Here is a 22,096-nt window from a genome sequence, read left to right as displayed (position 1 = left end):
CCTGTCTGCGGCACCGACCACCGGTGCGCTGCAGGTCAGGGACGCGGCGCGCACTCCCCCGGTTCCCGTCGGCCGCGGTAGGGTCGAGCCACTCCTCGCGAGGGCCTCATCCGACGCCGTGGTCGCGGGCCCAGAGCGCCGCCGACGTCCGGTCACCGACGCCGAGCCGGCGGAAGACGTTGCCGAGGTGCACCTTCACGGTGCGTTCGCTGATGCCGAGGGTGCGGGCGATCTGCTTGTTGGCGAGGCCTCGTGCGACGTGTGTCAGCACCTCGCGCTCGCGCTCGCTCAGGGCCGGCCCGGCCGAGCGCCGGTCGGGCGACGGGAGCAGCGCGCGAGCCACGCGCGGGTCGAGGGGCGCGTGCCCGGCGGCCGCGGCGCGGACCGCGTCGAGGACGTCCCCGGGCTCGCTGTCCTTGAGCAGGTAGCCGATGGCCCCGGCCTCGACCGCGGCGCGAACCCGGTCGGCCTCCGCGAACGAGGTGAGGACGACGACGGGAGACGTGGTGCCGGCGGCGCGGAGGCGGCGGATCGCCTCGACGCCGTCGACGCCGGGCATCGAGAGGTCCATGAGGACGACGTCGGGACCGAGGTCGCCGACGACCACGACGGCCTCCGCCCCGTCGGCGGCCTCCCCGACGACGCGGAGGTCGTCGCTGGCGTCGATGATGGTGCGCAGGCCGGCACGGACCAGCCGGTGGTCGTCCACGACGACGACGGTCGTCATCCGTCCTCCTTCTGCACCGGGAGTGCGAGCAGCCACTGCGTGCCGCGTCCCGGCGCGGACCGGACCCTCAGGACCGCCCCGACGTCGGTCGCCAGGTCGGCGAGGACGCGTACGCCGAAGTGTCCCTCGAGACGGGGCAACAGTGTGGGATCGAAGCCGATCCCGTCGTCCCGGACCCGGAGCACGACCGGGCGCGCCGGGTCGGAGCCGTCGGCGGAGAGCCGGATCCAGACGTGCGTGGCCCCGGCGTGGCGCACGACGTTGCGCAGGCACTCGCGGGTGACGCGGTGCGCCACCTGCTGGGCCAGCTCGCCGAGCCGCGCAGCCTGCTCCCCGTCGACGTCGACGGACACCGCGATGCCGCGTCCGGCGAGCGGACGCGCGAGGTCGGTGACGGCCGCCGCGAGGCCGGCGTCCGCGAGCCGCTCGGGGTAGATGTCGACGAGCAGGGAACGCAGGCTGGCGATGCTCGCCCGCACCGTCGAGGCCGCGTCGCTGATCGTCGAGGAGAGTGCCGAGTGGCCCTGTGCCCGTGCGGACTCCGCAGCGCCGCTCACGGCGAAGGAGCTCGCGACGAGATCCTGGACCGGACCGTCGTGGAGGTCGGCCGCGATGCGGCGGCGTTCCCGGGCCGAGGCGTCGACCGCGCGCCGCAGCAGGGACTCACGCTGCTCCTGCGCGGTGCCGAGCCGGTCGAGCAGACGCCAGATGATCGGCGCCATGAGGACGAGGAGCAGCAGGAGGCTGCTCGCGAGCACTCCGGCCAGACCGCGCCACAGGTCGAAGGCGCGCGTGCTGACGGGACCGTAGTCGCCGTAGACCTCGAAGAGCAGCTCGGAGCCGGACGGGGTCCACACCGGGCGGTACACCTCGAGGAGCTTGCCGCCGTAGCGCTCGAACTCGTTCTCGGACCGGTCGAGGTCGGACACCTCGGCCCGGGTCTGCGGCGCGACGAGCGTCTCGCGCTGCTCCTCGCCCAGCGCGAAGCGCTGGCCCACGAGCCGCGTCTCGTCGGCGTAGACGATGCGTCCGTCCGGTGCCCACAGCTTGACCCTGACGATCCCGTTGGGCAGCACACGTGCACGGACGACCTGGTCGAGAGCGGCGTACGCCGCCGGGTCGCCGGTGAGGAGGGCGTCCTGCAGCACGGGCTGGACGACGGCCAGGGCCAGCAGGTTCGTCGTGTGCGCCGCGTCGTTGACGGCTTCGCGCTCGGCGAGCCGGCTCGCCGCGAACGAGGCCCCGACCACGACGACGACGAAGACGACGAGGGCCGCGAGCCCGAGCTGCACGAGCATCCGGCGCCGGCTCGGCAGGGGGCGCACCCGCGCCGGAGCGACGCCGTCGGCGAGCGTCCACCAAGGGGGGAGGTCCCGGTGGTCACGCCCGCCGACGGCTCGCGGCGCGTCCGGGGGCTGGGGGTCCCCCGGGTGCGGCGCCGCCACAGGCACCGGGATCGTGTCCCCGGCGCCTGCGCGGTCGGTGCGCTGACTGGTCAGTGGTCGTCACCACCCGAGTCGTCCGAGCCGTGGCCTCCGGACGAGTGCGAGCCGGACGCGTGCGAGCCGGAGTCATCGGAGCCGGACCGCCCCGACCCCGAGTCGTCGCCCCCCGAGTGCGACGACCCGGAACCGGAGGACCCGGACGAGCCGGAGCCCGAGGAGCCGGAGCCCGAGGAGCTCGAGCCAGACGAGCCCGACGCGCCGCCGGCACGGTGGTCGTCGCCGGCCTCGGCGCGGGAGTCGCGGGGACGGTCGCCGCCGTGGTCGTCACCGACCTCGGTGGTCCGGGTGGCGCTCGGGGTGGCGGACGGCATACCCGTCGGGGTCGGGTCGTCGTCGCCGGACTCCGGCAGGAGCTGCGCCGACGCGGGGACGCGGGCGGGGACGCTCTGGGCGAAGGAGCTGTTGCCGACGAGGCCGAGGGTGGCCGGGACGAGGGCGGCGACCGCAGCCGCGGCGAGGGTGAGGCGTCTCATGGGGTGGACCTTTCGTGGGTGGGTGCGAGGGCGGAGGGCTGCGGTCAGCCCGGGTAGACGACGGTGGCTCGGCACTCCTGGCCCGTCGCCGCGTAGCGGGCGTAGGCGCGGATCGTGTCCGAGCCGGCGCGGTTCGTGACGAGGCTCCGCACCGTGAACGAGCCGCTCGGCGCCGTCGTGACGGCGGACCCGGACCAGACCGGGACGGTGTTGTCGCTGAGCGCGGCGCTCCAGCGCTGGCCGACGCGGTTGCTGTCGACCTCGAGCTCGACCTGGATCCGGCGGTCGTCCTGCTTGGCCTTGAGCGTCCACCTGGCGCCGGCCGAGCAGGTGCCCGACGTGCGCACCTCGAGTCCCTTGGCCGAGGCGGCCGGCGCGCGGGTGACGGCGCCTGACGCGAGGGCTGCTGCGACGAGGGCGATGGCGGACGTGGCGGTGAGAGTTCGGCGAGTCCTCATGCGTGACCTCCTGGTGGGGGCCCGTCCCGGGTGGTCCGCGGCGGGTCAGCGGGTGCTGTGGGTCCACCGTGCGTCCTCGGGGCGGGCAGGCACCATCGGGCTTTGGTCCTAGTACCTGCCCACGACGACGCCGTGCAGCCGCCGTGGGTTCACCGAGCCCGGGCTCAGAGGTCCTTGGCCCACTCCCGCGTCCAGCCCGTGACAACGAAGCCCATCCGCTCGTTGATGGCGACCATGTGGGTGTTCGTGTCGGCGTTCCACGTGCGCACCGTCGTGACGTCGGGGCGCTCCCGCTGGAGGGCGCGGAGGTTCGCGATCTTGACGGCGAGGCCGAGCGCCCGGCCTCGGTGCTCCCGGAGGACGAGCGTGTCCGACTGGACGGCGAGGTCGGGCTGCCCGGGCCGCACGACGATGTCGGTGAAGGCCACGAGGCGTCCGGTCGGCACGTGCCGCGCGACGGACTCGATGCCCCAGATGGGACTCGGCGTGTTCCACAGCAGCCGTACGCGCTCGGCGTCCCAGTCCTCCTCGTCGAGGTCGATGTCGCCGGACGGGGCGTCGGTGCTCATCCGTCGTGCGAGCAGCGCTCGGTCCTCGAGCCATGCCTCGGGAAGCCCGTCGACCGACGTCTCGATGACGTATGCCGCCGGGTCGGGTCGGGGGTCGAGCGCGGTCAGCGCGGCCTCGTCCACCGGCAGGGCAAGGTCCTGCCGGAGGTCGAGGAGCGTCTGCCGGTAGTCATTCACGTGGGCGAATCCCGTTGCGGCGTCACCGTTCTCGACGGGCGCGCCGCTGTGCTCGTGGATGCGGTCGCACCCGTCGTCGCGGAGCACCTGCTCGCAGTGGACGAGGAGTGACGAGCCGATCCCGCGCCGCTGGTGGTCCGGTTGCACCGAGAGCCACAGCCCCGCGGTGCCGACGTTGTCGCGCGTCCGACGGATCGTCTGCGCCGCGGCGACTGGGCCGTCCGCGCCCTCCTCGGTGACGACGAAGGACCGCCGCACCTCGTGCCGGCGCTCCGCGACGTCGACGATCTCGGCGATCGACGTGCGCTCGGCGGCGCCGCCCCACACGTGGCGGTTGGCTGCGTGGTGCACCTCGAGCCAGGCCTCGCTCGTGAGGTCGTCGACGGCGAGGTCGATCTCCTTGATCTGCAAGGTCATTCGCCGCTCCCCGTGATCTTCTGCCACTCCCGGCTGTAGCCGTCGACGGCGTAGCCGAGCTGCCGGTTGACCGCGAGCATGTGCTCGTTGGAGTCGGCGTTCCACGTGCGGACCGCCGTCACGTCGGGCAGCTCGTCCATGAGCCGCAACGCGTTGGCCGCCTTGAGCCGGAGACCGAGCCCGTGCCCGCGGTGCTCCTTGAGCACGAGGGTGTCCTGCTGGTAGCCGAGGTCGAGGCTTCCTGCGGACACCCCGATCGTCGTGAAGGCGACGAGACGGCCCGAGGGCGTGTGGCGCGCGGCTGACTCGACGATCCGTCGCCCGGAGGCCAGCGTGCGGGCGTGCGTCTCCCGCAGGCGGTCGGCGTCCCAGGCCTCCTCCTCGAGGGCGAGGTCGTCCGTGGGGGCGTCGGTGCTCATCCGCTGCTGGAGGACCGCGCGGTCGTCGAGCCACGCCTCGGGCATCGTGTCGACGAAGGTCTCGACGGCGTAGTCGTCGGTGACGGCCACCAGCGCCGAGAGCGCGTCGCGGTCGGCGGGAAGCGGCATGGCGCTGCGGAGCATCGTCTGCCCCACGGCGTAGCCGTGCCGAGCGGCGAACGTCTCCGCGAGGTCGACACCGCCCCCGGCCCACTCGGTCTCGCCCATCAACGTGCCGCGGCCGTGCTCGCGGGCGATCGCCTCTCCCTCGCGCAGGAGGGCCTCACCGATGCCCCGCCGCCGGTGGTCCGGCAGGACCGACAGCCAGAACAGGGCCAGGTCGAGGTTGTCGGTCGTCGGCATCCGGGCCTCGAAGGCACCGACGAGACGGTCCCCCACCCACGCCGCGCGGGCGACCCGCGTGCCCGACGGCGAGCGGTGGAAGCCCTGGATCTCCTCCAGGGTCCAGGCGCTGCCCGAGGGGCCGAACAGCTCGCGCTGGACGGCTGCGTGGACGCCGATCCAGTCTCGGGCCGCGGCCTCCTGGGCACGGTCGAGCAGGTCGATCGGCCGGATCTCGAGGTCGTCGCTCATGTGGGCAGTCTGTCGGGCCGCCCCGCGCGCGGCGAGCGATTTGTCCGGGACCGCGCCACCCGGCATACGCAGGGGGTCGCGGACGTTACAGGGACGTAAGACGCTCCCAGCACGAAGGATGTGACACTGGCATGGTGTTCGGATTCGGTAGGAAGTCCCAGATGCCCAGCCGCGACGAGGCCCTCCCGGGTCGCGCGGACCGCCCGTATGCCGTGAACCCCACCCATGTCGTGCTGGGCACCCCGCTCGAGGGCCCGTGGCCCGACGGCTCCGAGGTGCTCTACGTCGCGATGGGCTGCTTCTGGGGGGTCGAGCGGATCTTCTGGAAGCAGGACGGCGTCGTCTCGACGGCGGCGGGCTACATGGGTGGCTACACGCCCAACCCGACCTACGAGGAGACGTGCACCGGGCGCACCGGCCACGCCGAGACCGTCCGCGTCGTCTACGACCCCGAGAAGACCTCGCCCGAGCTGCTGCTCAAGGCCTTCTGGGAGAACCACGACCCGACGACGTCCAACCGCCAGGGCAACGACATCGGCACCGCCTACCGCTCGGCGATCTACTGGACGACCGAGGGCCAGCGGCTCGCCGCGGAGGCGACGCGCGAGGCGTTCCAGAAGGTGCTCGATGACAACGGCTACGGGCAGATCACGACGGAGATCCGCTCCGCGGACGACGCCGGGCCGTTCTACCTCGCCGAGGACTACCACCAGGGCTACCTCCACAAGAACCCCGGCGGCTACTGCAACCACGGCCCCAACGGCATGACGTGCCCCGTCGGGATCGTGCGCCAGGACCAGCTCCCGGCCCAGCAGGACATCGCTCCGCCGGCCTGACGGCTCTCGACGCACCCGGCTGCGGCGCTGTGGGATCTCGGATCCCGCAGCGCCGCAACCTTTTTCGGAGCGGTCGAGCGAGGCTCAGTTCTGGCAGGCCGCCTCGTCGAAGTGGCCAGGCGTGCCCGGGTAGGCCGCCCCCGCCCCGTGCTCCGTCTCGCCCGGGTGGACGAGCGCGAGCTCGCGGAAGGCCGACGTCCCCGCCGTCGTGACGTCGGTGGCGGACCGTCCGGCGCTCGTCGCCCACGCCAGCTGCTGCAGGAAGTCCTGCATCGCCGGCGAGTGCTGACGCACGTCGTTGAAGCCGCCGTAGGCCGAGTTGCAGTGCGAGAACAGGTTGTAGGCGCCGTTCCAGTCGATGAGCCGGTCACCGGCGTTCGGGCCGTTGGCCGTCACGTCGCCCTGCATGACGTCGCGGTCCCAGCCGCCGTAGATCCAGTCGGTCCCCTGGTGGTGGTTGTTGTTCGCGGGGTCGGCGTCGTCGGTCCCGGTCATCTCGAACCACAGGCACGGGTCGACCGTCGTGACGACCTTCTTCGTGCCCGACGTCAGCGGCCAGTCACCGAGCGTGCACCCGGTGCCCGGCGTGTAGCTGCCGCGCGGCCTGAGGTCGAGCAGGTCGGACCCGAGGACGTCCTGCTTCGTCGGGTCGGACTCGCCCGCCCCGCCGAAGAGGTGGTCGACGAACCGGTCACCCGTGCCGCGTGACGACGGGTCGAAGGCGCCGTTCGTGCGGCAGTCAGGCGTGTTGCCGTCGAGCCCTGCGTCGCAGCCCTGGCCGCCCCACAGCACGTCCTCGCCGTCGTCACCGAAGACGTCGTCACCGCCGCTGTCGCCGTTGGCGACGTCGTCGCCGTAGCCGGCGTGGATGGTGTCGTCGTCGGTGCCGCCCCGGATGAGGTCGCGCCCGCCCTCGTCCATGCCGTTGTGCGGCATCGACGCGTCGGTCGACGAGCCGATCCACTGGTCGCCGTCGACGTCGTGGAGCAGGTCGACGCGCCGGTCGTACGCCGTCCGCGCGAAGCCGGTGAAGCTCTCCTTGGGCGGGCTGTTGAGCGAGCTCGTGAACGCCGCCGGGCTGTCGCCGGCGCTGAGGTACTGGTTCACGATGCCGCCGCGGTCGCCGACGATGGCGTCGCGACCGCTGTCCCCCGTGATGCGGTCGTTGCCGAGCTCACCGTAGAGGTCGTCGTCGCCGGCGCCACCGGACACGGTGTCGTCGCCGTCCTGGCCCCAGATGCCGTCGTTGCCGTCGTCACCCCAGATGACGTCGGCACCGAAGGTCCCGACCACCTCGCACGTCGCCTGCGCCGTGGAGCAGAAACGGGTGCTCGGCCCGGGCAGCGCCGGGTCGTGCGTGCGCGACGCGGTCGCGTCGGCCGGGAGCGGACCGTCCGGGTAGCGGTCGGCATACGCCTTCTCGGAGCGAGTGCCCGCTGCGCCGACGAGCGTGCGCAGGAGCGAGCCGTTGTCGCCGAGGACGACGTCGTCGCCGCCGTTGCCCTCGATGACGTCGGCGCCGTCGCGGAAGCCCGGAGTCGGGGTGCCGCCGACGATGTCGTCCTGACCCGCATCGGTGCTCAGGCCCCGGAGCAGCCCCACCGGGCTGGCCGACCCGGGCCAGGCGGCGCTCAGTGCCGTCGCCGCGGTGCCGTGCGCCGACGCCGTGCCGAACGGCAGGTCACCGAAGAGCGCGTCGGCTCCCCCGTTGCCCTGCACGTGGTCGGCGCCGGCGTCACCGGTGATGACGTCGTTGCCGTCCTGTCCCTCGAGCACGTCGACGCCGTCGCCGCCGGAAAGGCGGTCGAAGCCGTAGAGCGTCGCGGACGGCGTCGTGAGGAAGCCCGAACCCACCGACCGGTCGTACGGCTCGATGACACGGGACGTCATCGCCGCGGCCGGCGTGCTCCCGAGACGGACCGTCACCGAGGTGGGCGCCTGGCCCGCGACCGGGCGCAGCACCTGACCGTTGTCGCCGAGGACGACGTCGTCGCCAGGACCGCCGAAGACGGCGTCGTCGGTGTCGGGCTGGCCGGACGTCGTGTCACCGGAGCCGCCCGCAGGCGTCGAGCTGCCGCCGACGAGGTCGTCGTCGCCGAGGTCGCCCTCGACCCAGTCGACGTCGGGCCCACCCTCGACGTAGTCGTCGCCCGCGTCGCCCTTGAGGCGGTCGGTGCCACGCTGACCGAGCACGACGTCCGCGTCGTCACCGCCGAAGACCTGGTCCGCCCCCGAGTTGGCGAGGACCGGGCCGACGCCGAGGTCGAGCAGCGTGATCCGGTGCGTGGTCGCGAAGCCGCGCATGCGCGTGATCGGCGTCGAGTCGGCCGCGCTGACCCCGGAGGTCACGACGGCGTTGTCACCGGCGACGATGTCGGGGCCGGCGTCGCCGAAGAGCACGTCACCGGAGTCCGGTCGCCCGACGCCGGCGGTCGCCTGCTGGAACGAGCCACCGACGACCTCGTCCTCGCCCCGGTCACCGTGGACGAGGTCGGAGCCGTTGTTGCCCTCGAGGTGGTCCGCGTCGTCGCCGCCGTTGACGCGGTCGTCGCCGAGCCCGCCGTATGCCGTGTCGTCGCCGGCGCCGCCGAAGAGCTGGTCGCCGCGACCGGCGTCGGGAGAGGTCCCGGCGAGGTCGAACGGGACGGCGGGCGCGTCTGCAGACGACGACGGGTCGCCCACGGTGCCGTTGTCACCGATGAGGATGTCGCGACCGGTGTCGCCCGAGAGCACGTCGCCGGCGTCGGTCGGGTCCGTGTCGGTGCGGCCCGCGGCCCGCGTGCCGCCGTAGACGAGGTCGTCGCCGTCGCCGCCGCTGGCCCAGTCGGCGCCGTCGTTGCCCTCGATGACGTCCGCGGCCTCCTGGCCGTAGAGGACGTCGGCCCCGGCGTTGCCGAAGAGCAGGTCGAGGCCCTGTCCGCCGTAGCCGCGGTCCTGGCCGGTGCCGCCCCAGGCGCGGTCGGCGCCGTCGCCGCCGAAGAGGACGTCGTCACCCTGCTGGCCGCAGACGAGGTCGTCGCCACCGCGGGCGTCGACCCGGTCGGCCGCACCCCCGGCGGAGATGGTGTCGACGCCGGCGCCACCGGTGATGAGGTCGGGACCGTCGTCGGTGCTCGGGTCGCTGCCACCCGACGTGCCTTCCGGCACCGGGTCGGACGCGACGGGCGAGCCTGCGCGACAGGTCTCGTCCGCGGCGGCTGCCACGGTCGCGGCGTCACGCAGGGTGTCGCCGAAGATCGTGGACGGCCCGTCGCCGCCGAGGACGTGGTCGCTGCCGCGGCCACCGACGAGCGTCTTGGGAGAGGGCGCCGTGCCGGTCGGCAGGGCCTGGTGCTCGACGAGGCGGGTGTGCCCGAAGGTGACCCCCTCGATCGTCTCGGTGGCCCCGAGTCCACCGACGCGGCTGGGCTCGGCGACGACGTAGTCGTCGCCCGGTCCGCCGTAGATCGCGTCGGAGCCGTAGCCGCCGACGAGGGCGTCCTCGCCCCCGCCGCCGAGGATGCGCGCGTGCTCGGACGGCGCCGAGTGGCTCGTGACGACGTCCTGCTCGCGGCTGCCGTAGACGACGTCGTCACCGGATCCGGTCTCGACGATGTTCGGCACCGTCGGTTGGCCGGACGGCGTCGTGAGCGTGTCGGCCGGGCCGGCCGCGTCGACGCCGAAGGTCTGCTCCGACGACGCGTAGATCGTGTCGGGTCCGGTGCCGCCGGTGACCGCGTCGCTGCCGAGGCCGCCGACGAGGACGTTGCCCTTCGAGCGGATGGTGGATCCGGAGCCGTCCGGCCGGTCGGCCGCGACGCCCACCTTGTCGTCGCCGGGACCGGCGTCGACACGGTTGCGGCCCAGGCCCACGCTGATGGTGTCGGCGCCGCCCGTGGCCTGGGCGCGGGTCGTCGGGTCGACGCTCAGCTGGGCCGGGTCGACGAGGTCGCCGAGAGTGATGGGCGTCTTGCCCGGCCAGTTGGCGTCGTCGACGCCGTTGAGCGTCGCCGAGAAGGACTTCGGGGGCGAGGGCAGGCTGCCGTCGCCGGTGACGAAGTCGTCGCCCTGTCCGGTCGTGATGGCGTCGGCGCCGACCCCGCCGGCGACGCGGGCCACCTGGCCCACGGCGTCGGCGGTGACGATGCGGTCGTCCCCGTCGCCGCCGTCGACCCAGGAGCTGCCCGTGCCGGTCTGGATCTGGTCGTTGCCGGGGGTGCCGAAGACGATGGCGTCCTTGTCGAAGGACCTCAGGTCTCCCGCGCCGCCCGCCGACGACGGGTCGGAGTCCTTCTTGCCGTCACCCACGAAGCTGACGACGAGGGGCGTCGACGAGCCGCGGCCGTCGACGACGACGCGCTTCAGCGTCGGGTCGAGGTACTCACGGCGCTCACCGAGCATCTGGATCGCGAAGCCGTCGAAGCCCGCGTCGGTGCCGTCCGGGTCGGCGGCCGTCTGGGCGAAGTGCAGGGCCGTCACCTTGACGACGTCCGCCTCGGTCTCGCTCGTGTTGCCCCAGGGCTCACCGCGCTGGGCGTCGCTGCCGAAACGTCCCGCGAAGACGGCGAGCGTGCCGTCCGAGGTGCCGCCGAGTCTGGGTGGGGGTGGGGTGCAGTTGGGTTGGGCCGTGAAGTCGAGCAGCGTGATGTCCGCGAGGTTGATCGAGAAGGACACGCTGAACGGCGAGAACCCGAGGGTCACGTAGAGGCGCAGGAAGAGGCTGAGCCGGCCCGTGGTCGTGAAGAGGCAGAGCGGGTTGTTGACCGCGGCGTGGAGGAACTCGCTGACCCGGAACTTCCCGTCGTTGTTCGGGTCGTTCCAGTGGAAGCCGATGGTCAGGTGCAGCCCACCCTCGATGCCGACGGTGATGATGACGGCCGTGACCGCGGCGCCCGCAGCGATCTCTCCGTCGAGCTGGACGACCGGCACCGGCCGCCCCTCGGAGTCCGTCGTCTTGAAGTAGAGGCCGTCGAGGAGCTTGACGGGGTTGACCGCGGCTCCCTGCTGGGCAGCCTCGACGGCATACCTGATGCCGGCGGTGTCGAGGCCGGCCATGAAGCGCAAGGTCACCGAGGCGGACCCCGACAGCGTCACCATGACGGGCGGCGGGGCGTAGACCGGTCCGAACGACTGGCGCCACGTGAAGCCGAGGGTCAGCGGGCCGCTGTCGAACTCGACGAGCGAGACGTCGCTGCCCATGAGCAGGCTGAAGACCGACGACGGGTTGTCGAGGATCGGGAAGGTGAAGCCCGACTTGCTGGCGCTGCCGGCGGCGCCGCCGGCACCGAAGACGTTGCCCTTGCCGCCCTTGGTGTTGAGGGCGGACTTCACGGTGTCCGGGCTGGCCGCGCTGGCCGTCTTGATGAGCGAACCCGCGGTGCCCGGCGCGAGGCTGCTCGTCGGGGACACGTCGGTGTCGAGGGCCATGTCACCGCTCACGGTGAAGCTGCCGATCGGGATGAGGCACGACGGCCCCCCACCGCCGCAGTCGGGCAGGTTGTTGATGAGCGTGGTGAGTGCGGCGATCTTGTCGACGAAGTCGAGCTTCGGGCCGCCGGCCAGGGTGTTGAAGGTCTTGGCCAGCGTCATGAGGCTGACGTCGCCGCCACCTGCCATCCGGCTGAGGTCGGACAGGACGGGGATCGGGGCGTAGAGCGTGTCGAGCACCGGCTGGAGCGGGCCCGTCACGGACTTGACCTTCTTGAGCACCGGCCCGAGCAGGTTGGACAGGAAGCCACCGGCGTCGATGGCGACGTCCTTGAACTCGATGGACGGTGCGCCGAGGTGCTTGAGGTCCTGGTTCGTGAACTCCCAGCCCATGACGAAGTTCGCCTGGACACCGGGAAGCACCGAGTCGACCGACGCCTTGACGATCCAGTCGGCCTTGACCTTCGCCGTGAGCGAGATGCCGAAGAGCGACGACGCGTCCCCGTCCCCGATGTCGGCGACCGTCAGGACCGAGCCGTCGGACTCGGTCGTGTCGCGCGACGTGAGGTCGACGAGGAAGGCGCCGGCGAAGAGCGGCGCGGTGCCGTTCTTCGTGACGTCGATGTCGAGGAACGCGAGCTGGGCCTTCATCGACGCAGGCATGTCGAAGCGCGCGCCGAGGCCGAACTCGGGCGCGGCCGCCCCGTCCTGCCAGGCGTCGTGCGTGTAGATGACGAAGCCCTTGGTCGTGTTGACACCGGCCTTGAGGTGCAGCTGGAAGCCGACGCCGTAGCTGATGGCGTCGGTGTCGCCCGCCTTGAGGGCGAGGCCCGGGATGCCGATGTCGAGCGGCAGCTTCTTGCCGTCACCGAGACAGCCGGAGCCCGCGACGCAGCCCTGCTCGGGGGTGACCGTGCCCGCCTTGATGGTGAAGGCGAGGCTGATCCCGTTGATGCTCGTCGTCGGGCAGTCGGTGCGGTCGGGCTTCGTGCTCACGGGGGCGTATGCCGTGGCCGTGGCGGTGCCGTCGTCGGTGAAGGTCTGCGCGCTGCCGGACGCCGCGTCGACGACCTTGACGAGCTCGTAGGCGCCGCCGTCCTTGCTGCGCAGCACCTTGTACTTCGTGGCACCCGCGGCCGCCGACCACGACACCGTGATCGAGTTGCCGCCGCCGAGGGTCGTCCACGACGTCGTCGCCGCGGCGCTCGCGCCCGAGGGGACGGTGTCGCCGCCGGTGCCGGAGCCGCTGCCCTGGCTGGCGACGATCTCGTAGCGCCACGCGGTGGAGCCTGTCGTGGACGGCGTGGCAGCAAGGGTCGGTGCGCCGGTCGGCTCGAGCTTGAGCTTGCACTCGTAGTTGACCTCGAGCGTCGTCTTCTCCAGACCGGCTGCGGTGATCGCCTCGGCGAGCTTGTCGTTGACGTAGGTGCGGGCCTCGGCCGGGCTGGCCGGCACGTTGCCGAGCTTGGACTTGATCTCCGTCCGGAGCCGGCCGATGGAGTCGGCGCCCTGCTGGAGGTCCTTGCCGACGAACGGCAGCTTGCCGTCGAAGGTGGCCAGGCGCATGGCCTGCTCGATCTTCTCGAGGTAGCCGTCGAGGCCCGGCCCGATCTGGGTGAAGTCGGCGAAGGCGCTCGCGAACGCCGCGGACAGGTCGGGCACCTCGAAGCGCCGCTTGGCGGCGTCGGGGGCCGGGAGGTTGTCCGTCAGGGTGGCCAGGTCGGCGGGGTTCGTCGAGTCCGGGAGCCGCAGCGCGATGGAGCCGAGGGAGGCTGCCGGGCTGCCCGGCACGGTCGCGTAGAGCGGGACGGTGCCGCAGACCATGAGCGGGGTCGCGAGGCTCTCGCCGCAGTCGACGGGGGTGTTCGAGGCGTTGAAGCTGACGTCGAGGCCCGAGAGGAACGTCGAGAAGCTCACCGGGGTGTCGGCCGTGGCGCTCGCGTCGGCCAGGTCGAGGCTGACGTCGGCCTTGAGCGACACCTGCTTGGCGGCATCGCCGCCGGGGTCGCCGGCCGAGACGGTGAGCGGTCCGATGGTGCCCGCGACGCGGCCGTCGAAGCTGGCCGCGGCCGCGACGCTGACCTTCGAGTCGGCGAGGACCTTGAGCGAGGAGGCGTCGCCCGGCCCCGTACCGGGCGCGAGCGGCACGACGAGGCCGACGTCCACGCCGCCCTTGACGTGCACGGAGCCCTGGCCCGTGGCGGCCGCCGAGACGAGCGACTGGTCGCCGCCGAGGTCGAGGCGCAGGGGCGCGTTCGTCTGGTAGTCGCGCTTCCAGTCGAGGTCGAGCACGACGCTCGGCGTCCCGCCGTCGTCGAGGTAGCGGAAGTGCAGCGCGCCGGTGCCGAGTCGCTCGTCGAGGAACGCGACGAGGTCCTGCATGTTCTGCGGCGGGTGCACCGACATGATGTCGATGGCGTCGTCGAGCGGCGAGCGGAAGGTGTATGCCGTGTCGTCGGCCGGCTTGGTCGTCCAGTTCTCGGTCAGGGTGACCGTGTCACCCGAGACCGACGCGACGACGGCCACCTGGGTGCCGACCACGACGGTGCGTCCGACGAAGGACGCGTCGAACGTGCGGCCCACGTGCTGGAGAGTGTTCGTGCCGTAGTTGACGTCGCTGCCGACACCCGACGAGTCGCGCTGCATGAGGTCGCGCAGGGAGGTGCCGGTGCCGGGGATCTCGCGGCTGTAGACGCCCGACGCGCCGCCGGGCTGGGCGTCGGCGAGCTGGGCGGCGAGGGTCTGGAAGGTCTTGAGCACGATCGCGAAGAGCTCGGCCTGCGAGCCCGGCTTGATGTCGAGGGCGAAGATCCGGCTCAGCCGGCTGAGGTCCAGCTGCGGACCGTCGGTCCCGGTGAGCTGGGTCAGGTCGTTCCACGAGGCGGAGACGCCGACGTCGGTGCCGGCAGGCAGGAAGCCGTCCGCGTCGGGGATCGAAGCCTTGAGGTCTGCGGTGGCACGGACGTTGACGTCGACGTCGAGCAGGTCACCGGCCTTGCTCGGCCCGGTCGGGCTTGCCGTGACGAGCTGGTCGAAGAGCTGGCGCAGGCGGATGTCGTGCTGGGCGTCCCCGGCCTGCTTGAGGCCGATCGAGAGCATGTGCCCCGTGCCGGGTGCCGAGCAGTCGGCGGGCGCGGCGCTGTTGCACACCGCGAGGTGCCCCTTGAGGCGCACCTGGAAGAAGCCGGCGTTGGCGGTGAAGTCGACCGCGGTGTCGATCGGGAAGTCGGCCGTGAGCAGCGGGCTGCCGGTGCGGATGAGCACACGGTCGGCGCCCAGCGGGAGCGAGGTGACGTTGGTCTTGAACGCCCCCGTCGTCTGGAGGAACGGGCAGGCCTCGGTGTTGCCCTCGAAACCGATGCACGCCGCACCGGTGCGGGCGTCCTGCAGGTCGAGCACGAGCGTCAGGTCCGCCGCGAACGACGGCTTGACGGTGGCGAAGGTCTGGGCGGAGTTCGCCCGCAGGATGCCGCGGCGCGGTCCACCGGCGACGGGCTGGTCGGTCAGCCGGTCGCCGAAGGTCACGGCGCCGAGCTGGGCCTCGGGACCGACGATGACGAACGGCGTTCCGGCAGAGGGCTGCCCACCGATCCAGGGTCCCGAGAGCGTCAGCGCGTTCTTCGTGTTCGAGGCGATCTCACCGGCGGACGTGCCGGCCATGACGCGCATGCCGGTCCACTGGTTCGCCTGCCACGGCTGGGAGCCGTCGTCGAGCGTGAGGCCCGTGGCGGCATACGTCGCCGAGGGCCGGGAGGTGCGGGCGCTGCCGGCGTCCATGGCGACCCCGGTGCTCGGCGCGGTCTTGACCATCTGCATGCGGAAGACGAGCTTGCTCGTCGTCGGGTCCCATGCGAGGTCGTCGAGGCCGATGCCCGCCGCCTTGAGCTTGGCGATGAGGTCCTGAAGGGAGTCGAAGGTCGGGTTGCCGACCGTTGTCGCGTCGAAGCCCGCGGGCGACGGCTGGTCGGGGTCCGGCTGCTGGACGACGTTGGCCTTGAGGAAGTCGACGAGGACCTGATTGGCCTTGACGGCGTCGGACACGGTGCCGCGCAGGAAGGGCAGGTCGAGGTTGCCGGTCGTCGGGAGCGGTCCGGCGCCGTCGGGGTCGAACTTCGCCTGCTGGATCCCGGTCAGGGCGACCGCGACCTGGGCGAGGCCGTCGGCGAGGTCGCGCAGGCTCATGTTCTGGAACTTGCCGACGAGGGTGGCGAGGGTCGGCGCCGAGACGGTCGGCGTGCCGGTCGAGATGTTCGCCCACGTCAGCGTGACGTCGGCGGCGACGTTGCTCGGGAAGCTGACGCCCGCGATGCCGCTCGTGTCCGCGGCGATCGACAGGGTGCCCGTGACCGACCCCGGGGTCCCGGGATCGGAGGCCGAGCCGGTGGGGTCGAGGTCAGCCGACACGAGGCCGGCCAGGGAGCCGTCCGCAGCGAGCTCGCCGTCGCCGGCACCGGCTGCGTCGAAGGCGAGGACCCCGTCGTTGTTCGGGTCGTTGACGCGGGCGTACGCGTGCGCCTTGACGGTGAAGTCGGTGCTCTTCAGCGTGACGCCGAGGATGCCGACGGCGGCCTTGGCCGCGCCGGACAGCTGCGCCGTCACGTCGACGTCGAGCCGCGGCGCGTGAGCCGCGTCGCTGGCGAGGTAGACGCGGTTGGTCGTCGGTCCGGTCCAGACGACCCAGAGGGAGAGCGTGGCCTCGACGGTGGCCGTGACCCCCTTGGGTGAGGACAGCTCGACCTTGGGGCTCGTGGAGCTGACGGTGAGCGCCTGCTGGGTCGCCGTGCGGGTCACGACGAGGTTGACGTGCACGCGCTTGCCGTCGCCGAGGTCGTCGACGGAGACGTCGAGCATCCCGGTGCGACCTCCCGGCAGGGCGACCGACTCGCCGGACGTCGCGAGGTCGGCCCACGTCGTCGTGCCGGCGAGCGCCGGGGACACGCCCTTGTCGATCAGGTCGTCGGCGCCGGCGAGGCCACCGGGGCTCGCCGACACGTAGGGAATCGGCTTCCCGAGCGCGCCGATGCCGGCGAGCCCGGAGGCCCAGGCGGCGAGGTTCCGCGTGCCTCCGCTACCGCCCAGGAGCGCGACGACGCGGTCGACCCCGGGATCGGGGTCGGCGGCATACGCAGGCGACTGGCCGGCCAGCGCTCCCACGACGACGAGGAGCGAGGTGAGACCGGCTCCGAGGGCACGACGAATCGACTTGCGCACCATGATTCTCCCCATGTGGGGGCGTGTCGTGTGCCCGTTCCCTGCCCGAGCCGTGTCCGCCACGCCATCCCTCGGCCCAAGGTATTGAGGAACACGTCACATGTCCGGAAAACCCCCGGAACTCATTCCGAATCGGTGATATCGGGGCGCATGTGACACATGGGACAAAGGGGTCGCCGGACCCGGGGTGCCGCCCGCCCGGTGACTCGCGATGGCAGGATGCCGCCATGGCCGACAAGAGCTTCCACATCAGCCGCGAGACGACGATCGCCGCTCCCCCGGAGCGGATCCACGCTCTCGTCAACGACTTCCACGAGTGGCAGGCCTGGTCGCCCTGGGAGGGTCTCGACCCGGCGATGGAGCGCACGTACGCCGGCCCGACGTCCGGTGTCGGCGCCGTCTACGCCTGGCGCGGCAACAGCAAGGCCGGCGAGGGCCGCATGGAGATCCTCGAGTCGGAGCCGCAGCACCTCGCCGTGGACCTGCTCTTCGCCGCCCCGATGAAGGCGCACAACCGCGTCGACTTCACGCTGGCACCCGCCGACGAAGGCACCCGGGTCGAATGGGCGATGACCGGCCCGCAGAACCTCGTCATGCGCCTCATGAGCAAGGTGTGGTCGATGGAGAAGCTCATCGGACCCGACTTCGAGAAGGGCCTCGCGCAGCTCAAGCGCACCGCCGAGAGCGCCTGATGGGCTTGGAGATCCGGCCGGCGACCCGCGACGACGTGCCGGCGATCGTGGCCATGCTCGCCGACGACCCGCTCGGCGCCGCCCGTGAGGACCTCGGCGACCCGCAGACGTACGACGCGGCCTACGACCGGGTGGTGGCCGACCCCGGCCAGCACCTCGTCGTCGCCGAGCGTGATGGCTCGGTCGTGGGCACGCTCCAGCTCACCGTCATCCCCGGACTCTCCCGGCGCGGAGCCACGCGCTCGGTCATCGAGGGCGTGCGCGTCTCCCGCGACGAGCGCGGCACGGGTCTCGGGACCGAGCTCGTCACGTGGGCCGTCGAGGAGTCACGCCGCCTCGGGTGCACCCTCGTGCAGCTCACGAGCGACGCGAGCCGCACCGACGCCCGCCGCTTCTACGAACGGCTCGGCTTCGTCGCCTCGCACGTCGGCTTCAAGCTCGCCCTCGACGACTGACCCCGCGGGCGCTGCCCACGGGGTCGGTCGTCACGCGACGGCGCCACTCGGACGGCCGCCGAGGGCGCTCGCTCAGAAGATGCGGACCCTCTCGGCCTCGTCGAGCCACAGGGCATCGCCGGGCTTGACCGCGAAGGCCTCGTGGAACTCGCTGAGGTTGCGCACGGCATTGCCGCGGACGTCCTGCGGGGAGTGCGGGTCGATGGCGAGCAGCCGGATGGCCTCGGCCTCGCGGGCCTTGCCCTTCCAGACCTGTGCCCACCCGATGAAGAAGCGCTGAGGACCGGTGAACCCGTCGAGCTCGGGCATGCCGGTGTTCTCGGTCGCGATGCGGTAGGCGGCGTAGCCGATCTGGAGGCCGCCGAGGTCGCCGATGTTCTCGCCGACGGTCAGACCGCCGTTGACCTTGTGGTCGTCGGACAGCCCCGCCGGGGTGTAGCCGCTGAACTGCTCGATGAGCCGCTGCGACAGCGCGTCGAACCGCTCACGGTCGGCCTCGGTCCACCAGTCGCGCAGGGCTCCGGTGCCGTCGTAGCGCGAGCCCTGGTCGTCGAAGCCGTGGCCCAGCTCGTGGCCGATGACGGCGCCGATGCCGCCGTAGTTGACGGCGTCGTCGGCCTCGAGGTCGAAGAAGGGCGGCTGGAGGATCGCGGCCGGGAAGACGATCTCGTTCATCGACGGCATGTAGTAGGCGTTGACGTGCTGCGGCAGCATGAACCACTCGGTGCGGTCGATCGGACCGCCGATCTTGGCGAGGTTGCGGTCGACCTCGAAGGCCGAGCTGCGGCGCACGTTGCCCACGAGGTCGGTCGGGTCGATCTCGATGGCGGCGTAGTCCCGCCACACGTCGGGGTAGCCGATCTTGGGCGTGAACGCGTCGAGCTTGTCGACGGCCTGCGCACGGGTGTCGGGACCCATCCACTCGAGCGAGGAGAAGGACCGGCGGAAGGCCTCGACGAGGTTGGCGACGAGCTGCTGCATGCGCTCCTTGGCCGCCGGCGGGAACCAGCGCTCGGCATAGAGCTGGCCGACGGCCTCGCCGACGCACGACTCGACGATGGAGACGCCGCGCTTCCACCGCTCCTTGTTCTCCGGCTGGCCCGAGAGCGTGCGGCCGAAGAAGTCGAAGTCCTCGTCGACGAACGACTGCGGGAGCACCGACGCGAACTCCGACAGGACGTGCCAGGTCAGCCACGAGCGCCAGTCGGCGACGTCGGTGGACTCGAGCGCGGCGCCGAGGCCGGTGACGAAGCTCGGCTGGCGCACGACGACCTTGTCGAACGAGCCCGCAGGCGCACCGAGGCCGGACAGCCAGGCGTCCCAGGGGAACTGGGGCGCGAGTGCCTTGGCCTCGTCCAGCGAGTGCGCGTTGTAGGTCTTGATCGCATCGCGGGTGCTCACGGTGTCCCAGTGCGAGGCCGCGAGGAGGGTCTCGAGCGTCATGATGCTCGTGGCCTTGGCTCCGGCGTCCGGGATGCCGGCGAGACCGAGCAGCCGCTCGATGTGCGCGACGTAGGCCGTGCGGATGTCGGCGTACTTGTCCTCGCGGTAGTAGGACTCGTCCGGCAGACCGAGACCGGCCTGCTCGAGATAGACGACGTAGTCCTCCGGCGAGCGCTCGTCGGGCGACACGAAGTGCTGCAGGGCGCCGGCGACACCGTCACGGGCGACGCGGCCGAGGGCCGCTCCGAGGGAGTCGACGTCGTCGACCGCCGCGACCTCCGACAGCACCACCTGCAGGGGCGCGAGCCCGAGCTCCTCGATGCGGTCGGTGTCGGTGAAGCTGGCGTAGAGGTCGCCGACCTGACGCTTCGGCGACCCGGGGGCGCCCGCCTCGGCGGCGGCCGCCTCCTCGATGAGATCACGCACCCGCGCGGTGGACTCCTCGCGCAGGATGTCGAAGGTGCCGAAGCGGGCCCGGTCGCCCGGGATCTCCGTCGTGTCGAGCCAGGTGCCGTTGACGAACCGGAACAGGTCGTCCTGGGGCCGGGCGGACCGGTCGAATCCCTCGAGCGTGATGCCGGACTTCATGAGCACGTTCTCTCCCCACTGCGAGTGCCGGACGTGACCGGCGAGCGTGCTGCCGAGCCTAGTCACGGCCGCCGACGCCACGTGCGGCAACCACCCGGGAGGAGGTATGCCGTGCGCTGGCGTCGGCGGCCGTGGCTCAGCGCCGCAGCCGGCCGGCGACGACGCCTGCGAGGCCGACGAGCAGGAGCATCCCGCCGAAGGCACCGATCATCGACGGGCCCACCATCCGGAAGCTGAGGTCGGCGTTCGTGAGGTTGGCGACGAGGATGTAGGCCGCGACGAGCATCGTCAGCAGGCCGAGCATGATCGACCCGGGCCGCGGGCCCTTGCGGACCGTGACGAGGGCCGGGCGCGGGGCCGGCTGCGGGGCGGGCGAGGGCACCGTCGGTGCCGGCCACGAGGGATCGGGCGCCGACGTCGTCGGCGGCGGCAGGTGCGGGAGGCGGGCCCCCTCGGCGACGGCGTCGTCGGGGACCGGCGTCGCGGGCTCGACGCGGAAGGGCGTCGCCGACGGCAGCGCCTGGGTCGACGTGGCCGGGATCGTCCTCGTCTCTGCCGGGTCGGGCGTCGGGTCGGGCGTCGAGTCGGGCGTCGGTGCCGGCACCGGGTCGGCCGTCGGGTCGCGGAACTCCGCCGTCGGGTCCGGGGTGTCGTTGCTGCTCATGTCGCTGCTCTCCGCTGGGTAGGTCGTCGGGTCGTTCGTCGGGTCCTGGGGTCGGGCGCTCATGACGCGCTCGCCGTCGTGATCTTGATCTGGCCGACGCCGAGCTCGGCGTCGACGACGATCTCGGGGGTCTTGGTGGTGTCCCCGAAGGTCACCGTCTGGGTCCAGCCCGTGCCCTCGTGCTGGAGCTGGTCCGGCCCGACGCGTCGCATGCCCTCGCCGGCCACGCCGGGTCCCGTGGCGATGATCTCGCCGGCCCGTGCCCTCGTGTTGACGACCACGTTGACGCCCTCGGGGACGACGAGGTCGAGCTCGCCGACGCCCATCGTCGTCGTCACGGTGTCCGTTCCGGTGGTGCCCTTCCAGTTCGCGTCGCGCAGGTCGACCTTCATCTGGCCGAGGCCGAGCTCGAAGGCTGGAGCCGGCGTCATCGAGGTCACCGTGTAGCTGCGGTCGCCGGCCTGCCAGGGCTGGGACAGACCCATCGGCGCAGCCGTCGTGGCTGCGGCCGCGATCATGCCGGTCACGGCGAAGAACGCGAGCCCTCCGGCCCGGCGGCCGGCGATGCCGGCCACGAGGATACCGAGGCCGAGCACGCCCAGCCCGGAGGCGATCCCGACGGCCACGTGGTTGCCCGGCCAGCCGGCGGCCTGGGCGACGGACGACATCACGACACCGACGACGATGGCGAGCCCGAGGACGAGCAGCCCACCGGCGAAGCCGATCGCGCGGGTCCGCTCACGGACGGGCGTCGGTGCGGGTGGCCGCGGCGTCGCGAGGGTCGCGCCGGCGTTGGCTGCCGCGTTGCCCGTCGAGCCGTATGCCGTCGCGGCCGCGGCCGGCGGGGTGCCGGCGCCCGTGCCGGGCTGGCCGGCGGCTGCACCGGTCACGGGGTCGACGGTGGTGGCACCCGCTGCACCCGGTCCGCCGGTGCCGCGGTTGCGCCACGGTGCCTGCTGCATCAGCTCGCGGCCGGTGGCGGTCCGGGTCGCGAACCACCAGGCCCCCACGACGAGGAGCACGAAGCCGAAGAAGCGGAAGCCCCTCGAGTCGCCGCCCCACCAGGGCCCACCACCGAGGACCGAGATGGCCGTGACGACGAGGAGGAAGATCGAGCTGCCCTCGCCGTGCTTGAGGGCGCGCTCGACGTGGATCTCGCCGCGCTCGTCGGGCATGAGGAGCCACAGCACGAGGTAGAGGGCGACGCCCATCCCGAAGAAGATGGAGAAGAGGATGAAGCCCGCCCGGACGACGAGCGGGTCGACGCCGAGCCAACGGGCCAGGCCCGTCGCGACGCCGGCGAACCAGCGACCGTCTCCCTGACGCACGATCCCCGGGCGTCGCAGAGCGGTGTAGAAACCGTCGAGGCCGTGCCCCTGCGGAAGGGCGTCATTGCTTTTCGTCATGCCACCACAGTGACGCGCCGGACGCCCGCCAACCATGAGGGTCGACCCTGAGCGCA

General features: G+C 72.3%; 13 protein-coding genes. 3 read left to right on the top strand and 10 right to left on the bottom strand.

From position 1 onward, the window contains the following. Positions 1–106 precede the first annotated feature (106 nt). The 6 genes from ASH01_RS16250 to ASH01_RS16225 all read right to left on the bottom strand — a co-directional run bounded on the left by ASH01_RS16250 (position 107) and on the right by ASH01_RS16225 (position 5,339). A complete protein-coding gene (locus tag ASH01_RS16250) occupies positions 107–727 on the bottom strand; it encodes a response regulator (RefSeq protein ID WP_056778138.1) in 621 nt (206 codons plus the stop codon). Continuing rightward, entirely contained in the window at positions 724–2,178 is a 1,455-nt protein-coding gene (locus ASH01_RS16245; RefSeq protein WP_156415623.1) for a sensor histidine kinase, read from the bottom strand. Before ASH01_RS16245 ends, ASH01_RS16250 begins: the two co-directional genes overlap by 4 nt. A gap of 44 nt (positions 2,179–2,222) precedes the next feature. Then, positions 2,223–2,705: a hypothetical protein gene (locus ASH01_RS23470; protein WP_056778132.1), complete on the bottom strand. Its 483-nt coding sequence runs from the start codon at positions 2,703–2,705 to the stop codon at positions 2,223–2,225. Between the two features lie 44 nt (positions 2,706–2,749). Further along, on the bottom strand, positions 2,750–3,163 hold the full coding sequence (locus tag ASH01_RS23080) for a hypothetical protein (RefSeq protein ID WP_056778129.1): 414 nt from the start codon (positions 3,161–3,163) through the stop codon (positions 2,750–2,752). Between the two features lie 164 nt (positions 3,164–3,327). Then, complete coding sequence (locus ASH01_RS16230) at positions 3,328–4,326, bottom strand: GNAT family N-acetyltransferase (protein WP_056778126.1); 999 nt, start codon at positions 4,324–4,326, stop codon at positions 3,328–3,330. After that, positions 4,323–5,339 carry a GNAT family N-acetyltransferase gene (locus ASH01_RS16225; protein WP_056778122.1) on the bottom strand — a complete coding sequence of 339 codons (1,017 nt, stop codon included), beginning with the start codon at positions 5,337–5,339 and terminating at the stop codon, positions 4,323–4,325. The genes ASH01_RS16230 and ASH01_RS16225 overlap by 4 nt, the downstream gene beginning before the upstream one ends. Before the next feature lie 161 nt (positions 5,340–5,500). On the opposite strand from ASH01_RS16225, the gene msrA reads away from it, so the two are divergent. Continuing rightward, positions 5,501–6,175: a peptide-methionine (S)-S-oxide reductase MsrA gene (gene msrA / locus ASH01_RS16220; RefSeq protein WP_235508719.1), complete on the top strand. Its 675-nt coding sequence runs from the start codon at positions 5,501–5,503 to the stop codon at positions 6,173–6,175. An 84-nt stretch (positions 6,176–6,259) separates the two neighbouring features. On the opposite strand, the gene ASH01_RS16215 is transcribed toward msrA, so the two are convergent. Then, the gene (locus ASH01_RS16215; RefSeq protein ID WP_056778114.1) at positions 6,260–16,795 is read right to left on the bottom strand and encodes a calcium-binding protein; all 10,536 of its coding nucleotides are present in this window, start codon (positions 16,793–16,795) and stop codon (positions 6,260–6,262) included. Between the two features lie 224 nt (positions 16,796–17,019). Here ASH01_RS16215 and ASH01_RS16210 point away from each other — a divergent pair, with 224 nt between their 5' ends. Beyond that, complete coding sequence (locus ASH01_RS16210) at positions 17,020–17,484, top strand: SRPBCC family protein (RefSeq protein ID WP_056778109.1); 465 nt, start codon at positions 17,020–17,022, stop codon at positions 17,482–17,484. Beyond that, on the top strand, positions 17,484–17,939 hold the full coding sequence (locus ASH01_RS16205; protein WP_056778107.1) for a GNAT family N-acetyltransferase: 456 nt from the start codon (positions 17,484–17,486) through the stop codon (positions 17,937–17,939). The genes ASH01_RS16210 and ASH01_RS16205 overlap by 1 nt, the downstream gene beginning before the upstream one ends. Before the next feature lie 72 nt (positions 17,940–18,011). On the opposite strand, the gene ASH01_RS16200 is transcribed toward ASH01_RS16205, so the two are convergent. The 3 genes from ASH01_RS16200 to ASH01_RS16190 all read right to left on the bottom strand — a co-directional run bounded on the left by ASH01_RS16200 (position 18,012) and on the right by ASH01_RS16190 (position 22,040). Continuing rightward, on the bottom strand, positions 18,012–19,970 hold the full coding sequence (locus ASH01_RS16200; protein ID WP_056778684.1) for a M13 family metallopeptidase: 1,959 nt from the start codon (positions 19,968–19,970) through the stop codon (positions 18,012–18,014). Between the two features lie 136 nt (positions 19,971–20,106). Further along, positions 20,107–20,697, bottom strand: a complete 591-nt coding sequence (locus ASH01_RS16195) for a hypothetical protein (RefSeq protein WP_056778104.1) — start codon at positions 20,695–20,697, stop codon at positions 20,107–20,109. Beyond that, the gene (locus ASH01_RS16190; protein WP_056778100.1) at positions 20,694–22,040 is read right to left on the bottom strand and encodes a PspC domain-containing protein; all 1,347 of its coding nucleotides are present in this window, start codon (positions 22,038–22,040) and stop codon (positions 20,694–20,696) included. The genes ASH01_RS16195 and ASH01_RS16190 overlap by 4 nt, the downstream gene beginning before the upstream one ends. Between the last annotated feature and the right edge of the window lie 56 nt (positions 22,041–22,096).

The sequence above is a fragment of the Terrabacter sp. Soil811 genome (assembly GCF_001429655.1).
In the GTDB taxonomy this organism is placed as follows: Bacteria; Actinomycetota; Actinomycetes; order Actinomycetales; family Dermatophilaceae; genus Terrabacter.
This window is presented reverse-complemented; position numbering and strand designations above follow the sequence as displayed.

What these genes read in the sequence shown, in the direction of transcription:
- ASH01_RS16250 (WP_056778138.1), bottom strand. Translation starts at nt 727, where the DNA reads ATGACGACCGTCGTCGTCGTGGACGACCACCGGCTGGTCCGTGCCGGC.
- ASH01_RS23470 (WP_056778132.1), bottom strand. Translation starts at nt 2,705, where the DNA reads ATGAGACGCCTCACCCTCGCCGCGGCTGCGGTCGCCGCCCTCGTCCCG.
- ASH01_RS23080 (WP_056778129.1), bottom strand. Translation starts at nt 3,163, where the DNA reads ATGAGGACTCGCCGAACTCTCACCGCCACGTCCGCCATCGCCCTCGTC.
- ASH01_RS16230 (WP_056778126.1), bottom strand. Translation starts at nt 4,326, where the DNA reads ATGACCTTGCAGATCAAGGAGATCGACCTCGCCGTCGACGACCTCACG.
- ASH01_RS16225 (WP_056778122.1), bottom strand. Translation starts at nt 5,339, where the DNA reads ATGAGCGACGACCTCGAGATCCGGCCGATCGACCTGCTCGACCGTGCC.
- msrA (WP_235508719.1), top strand. Translation starts at nt 5,501, where the DNA reads ATGCCCAGCCGCGACGAGGCCCTCCCGGGTCGCGCGGACCGCCCGTAT.
- ASH01_RS16215 (WP_056778114.1), bottom strand. Translation starts at nt 16,795, where the DNA reads ATGGTGCGCAAGTCGATTCGTCGTGCCCTCGGAGCCGGTCTCACCTCG.
- ASH01_RS16210 (WP_056778109.1), top strand. Translation starts at nt 17,020, where the DNA reads ATGGCCGACAAGAGCTTCCACATCAGCCGCGAGACGACGATCGCCGCT.
- ASH01_RS16205 (WP_056778107.1), top strand. Translation starts at nt 17,484, where the DNA reads ATGGGCTTGGAGATCCGGCCGGCGACCCGCGACGACGTGCCGGCGATC.
- ASH01_RS16200 (WP_056778684.1), bottom strand. Translation starts at nt 19,970, where the DNA reads ATGAAGTCCGGCATCACGCTCGAGGGATTCGACCGGTCCGCCCGGCCC.
- ASH01_RS16195 (WP_056778104.1), bottom strand. Translation starts at nt 20,697, where the DNA reads ATGAGCGCCCGACCCCAGGACCCGACGAACGACCCGACGACCTACCCA.
- ASH01_RS16190 (WP_056778100.1), bottom strand. Translation starts at nt 22,040, where the DNA reads ATGACGAAAAGCAATGACGCCCTTCCGCAGGGGCACGGCCTCGACGGT.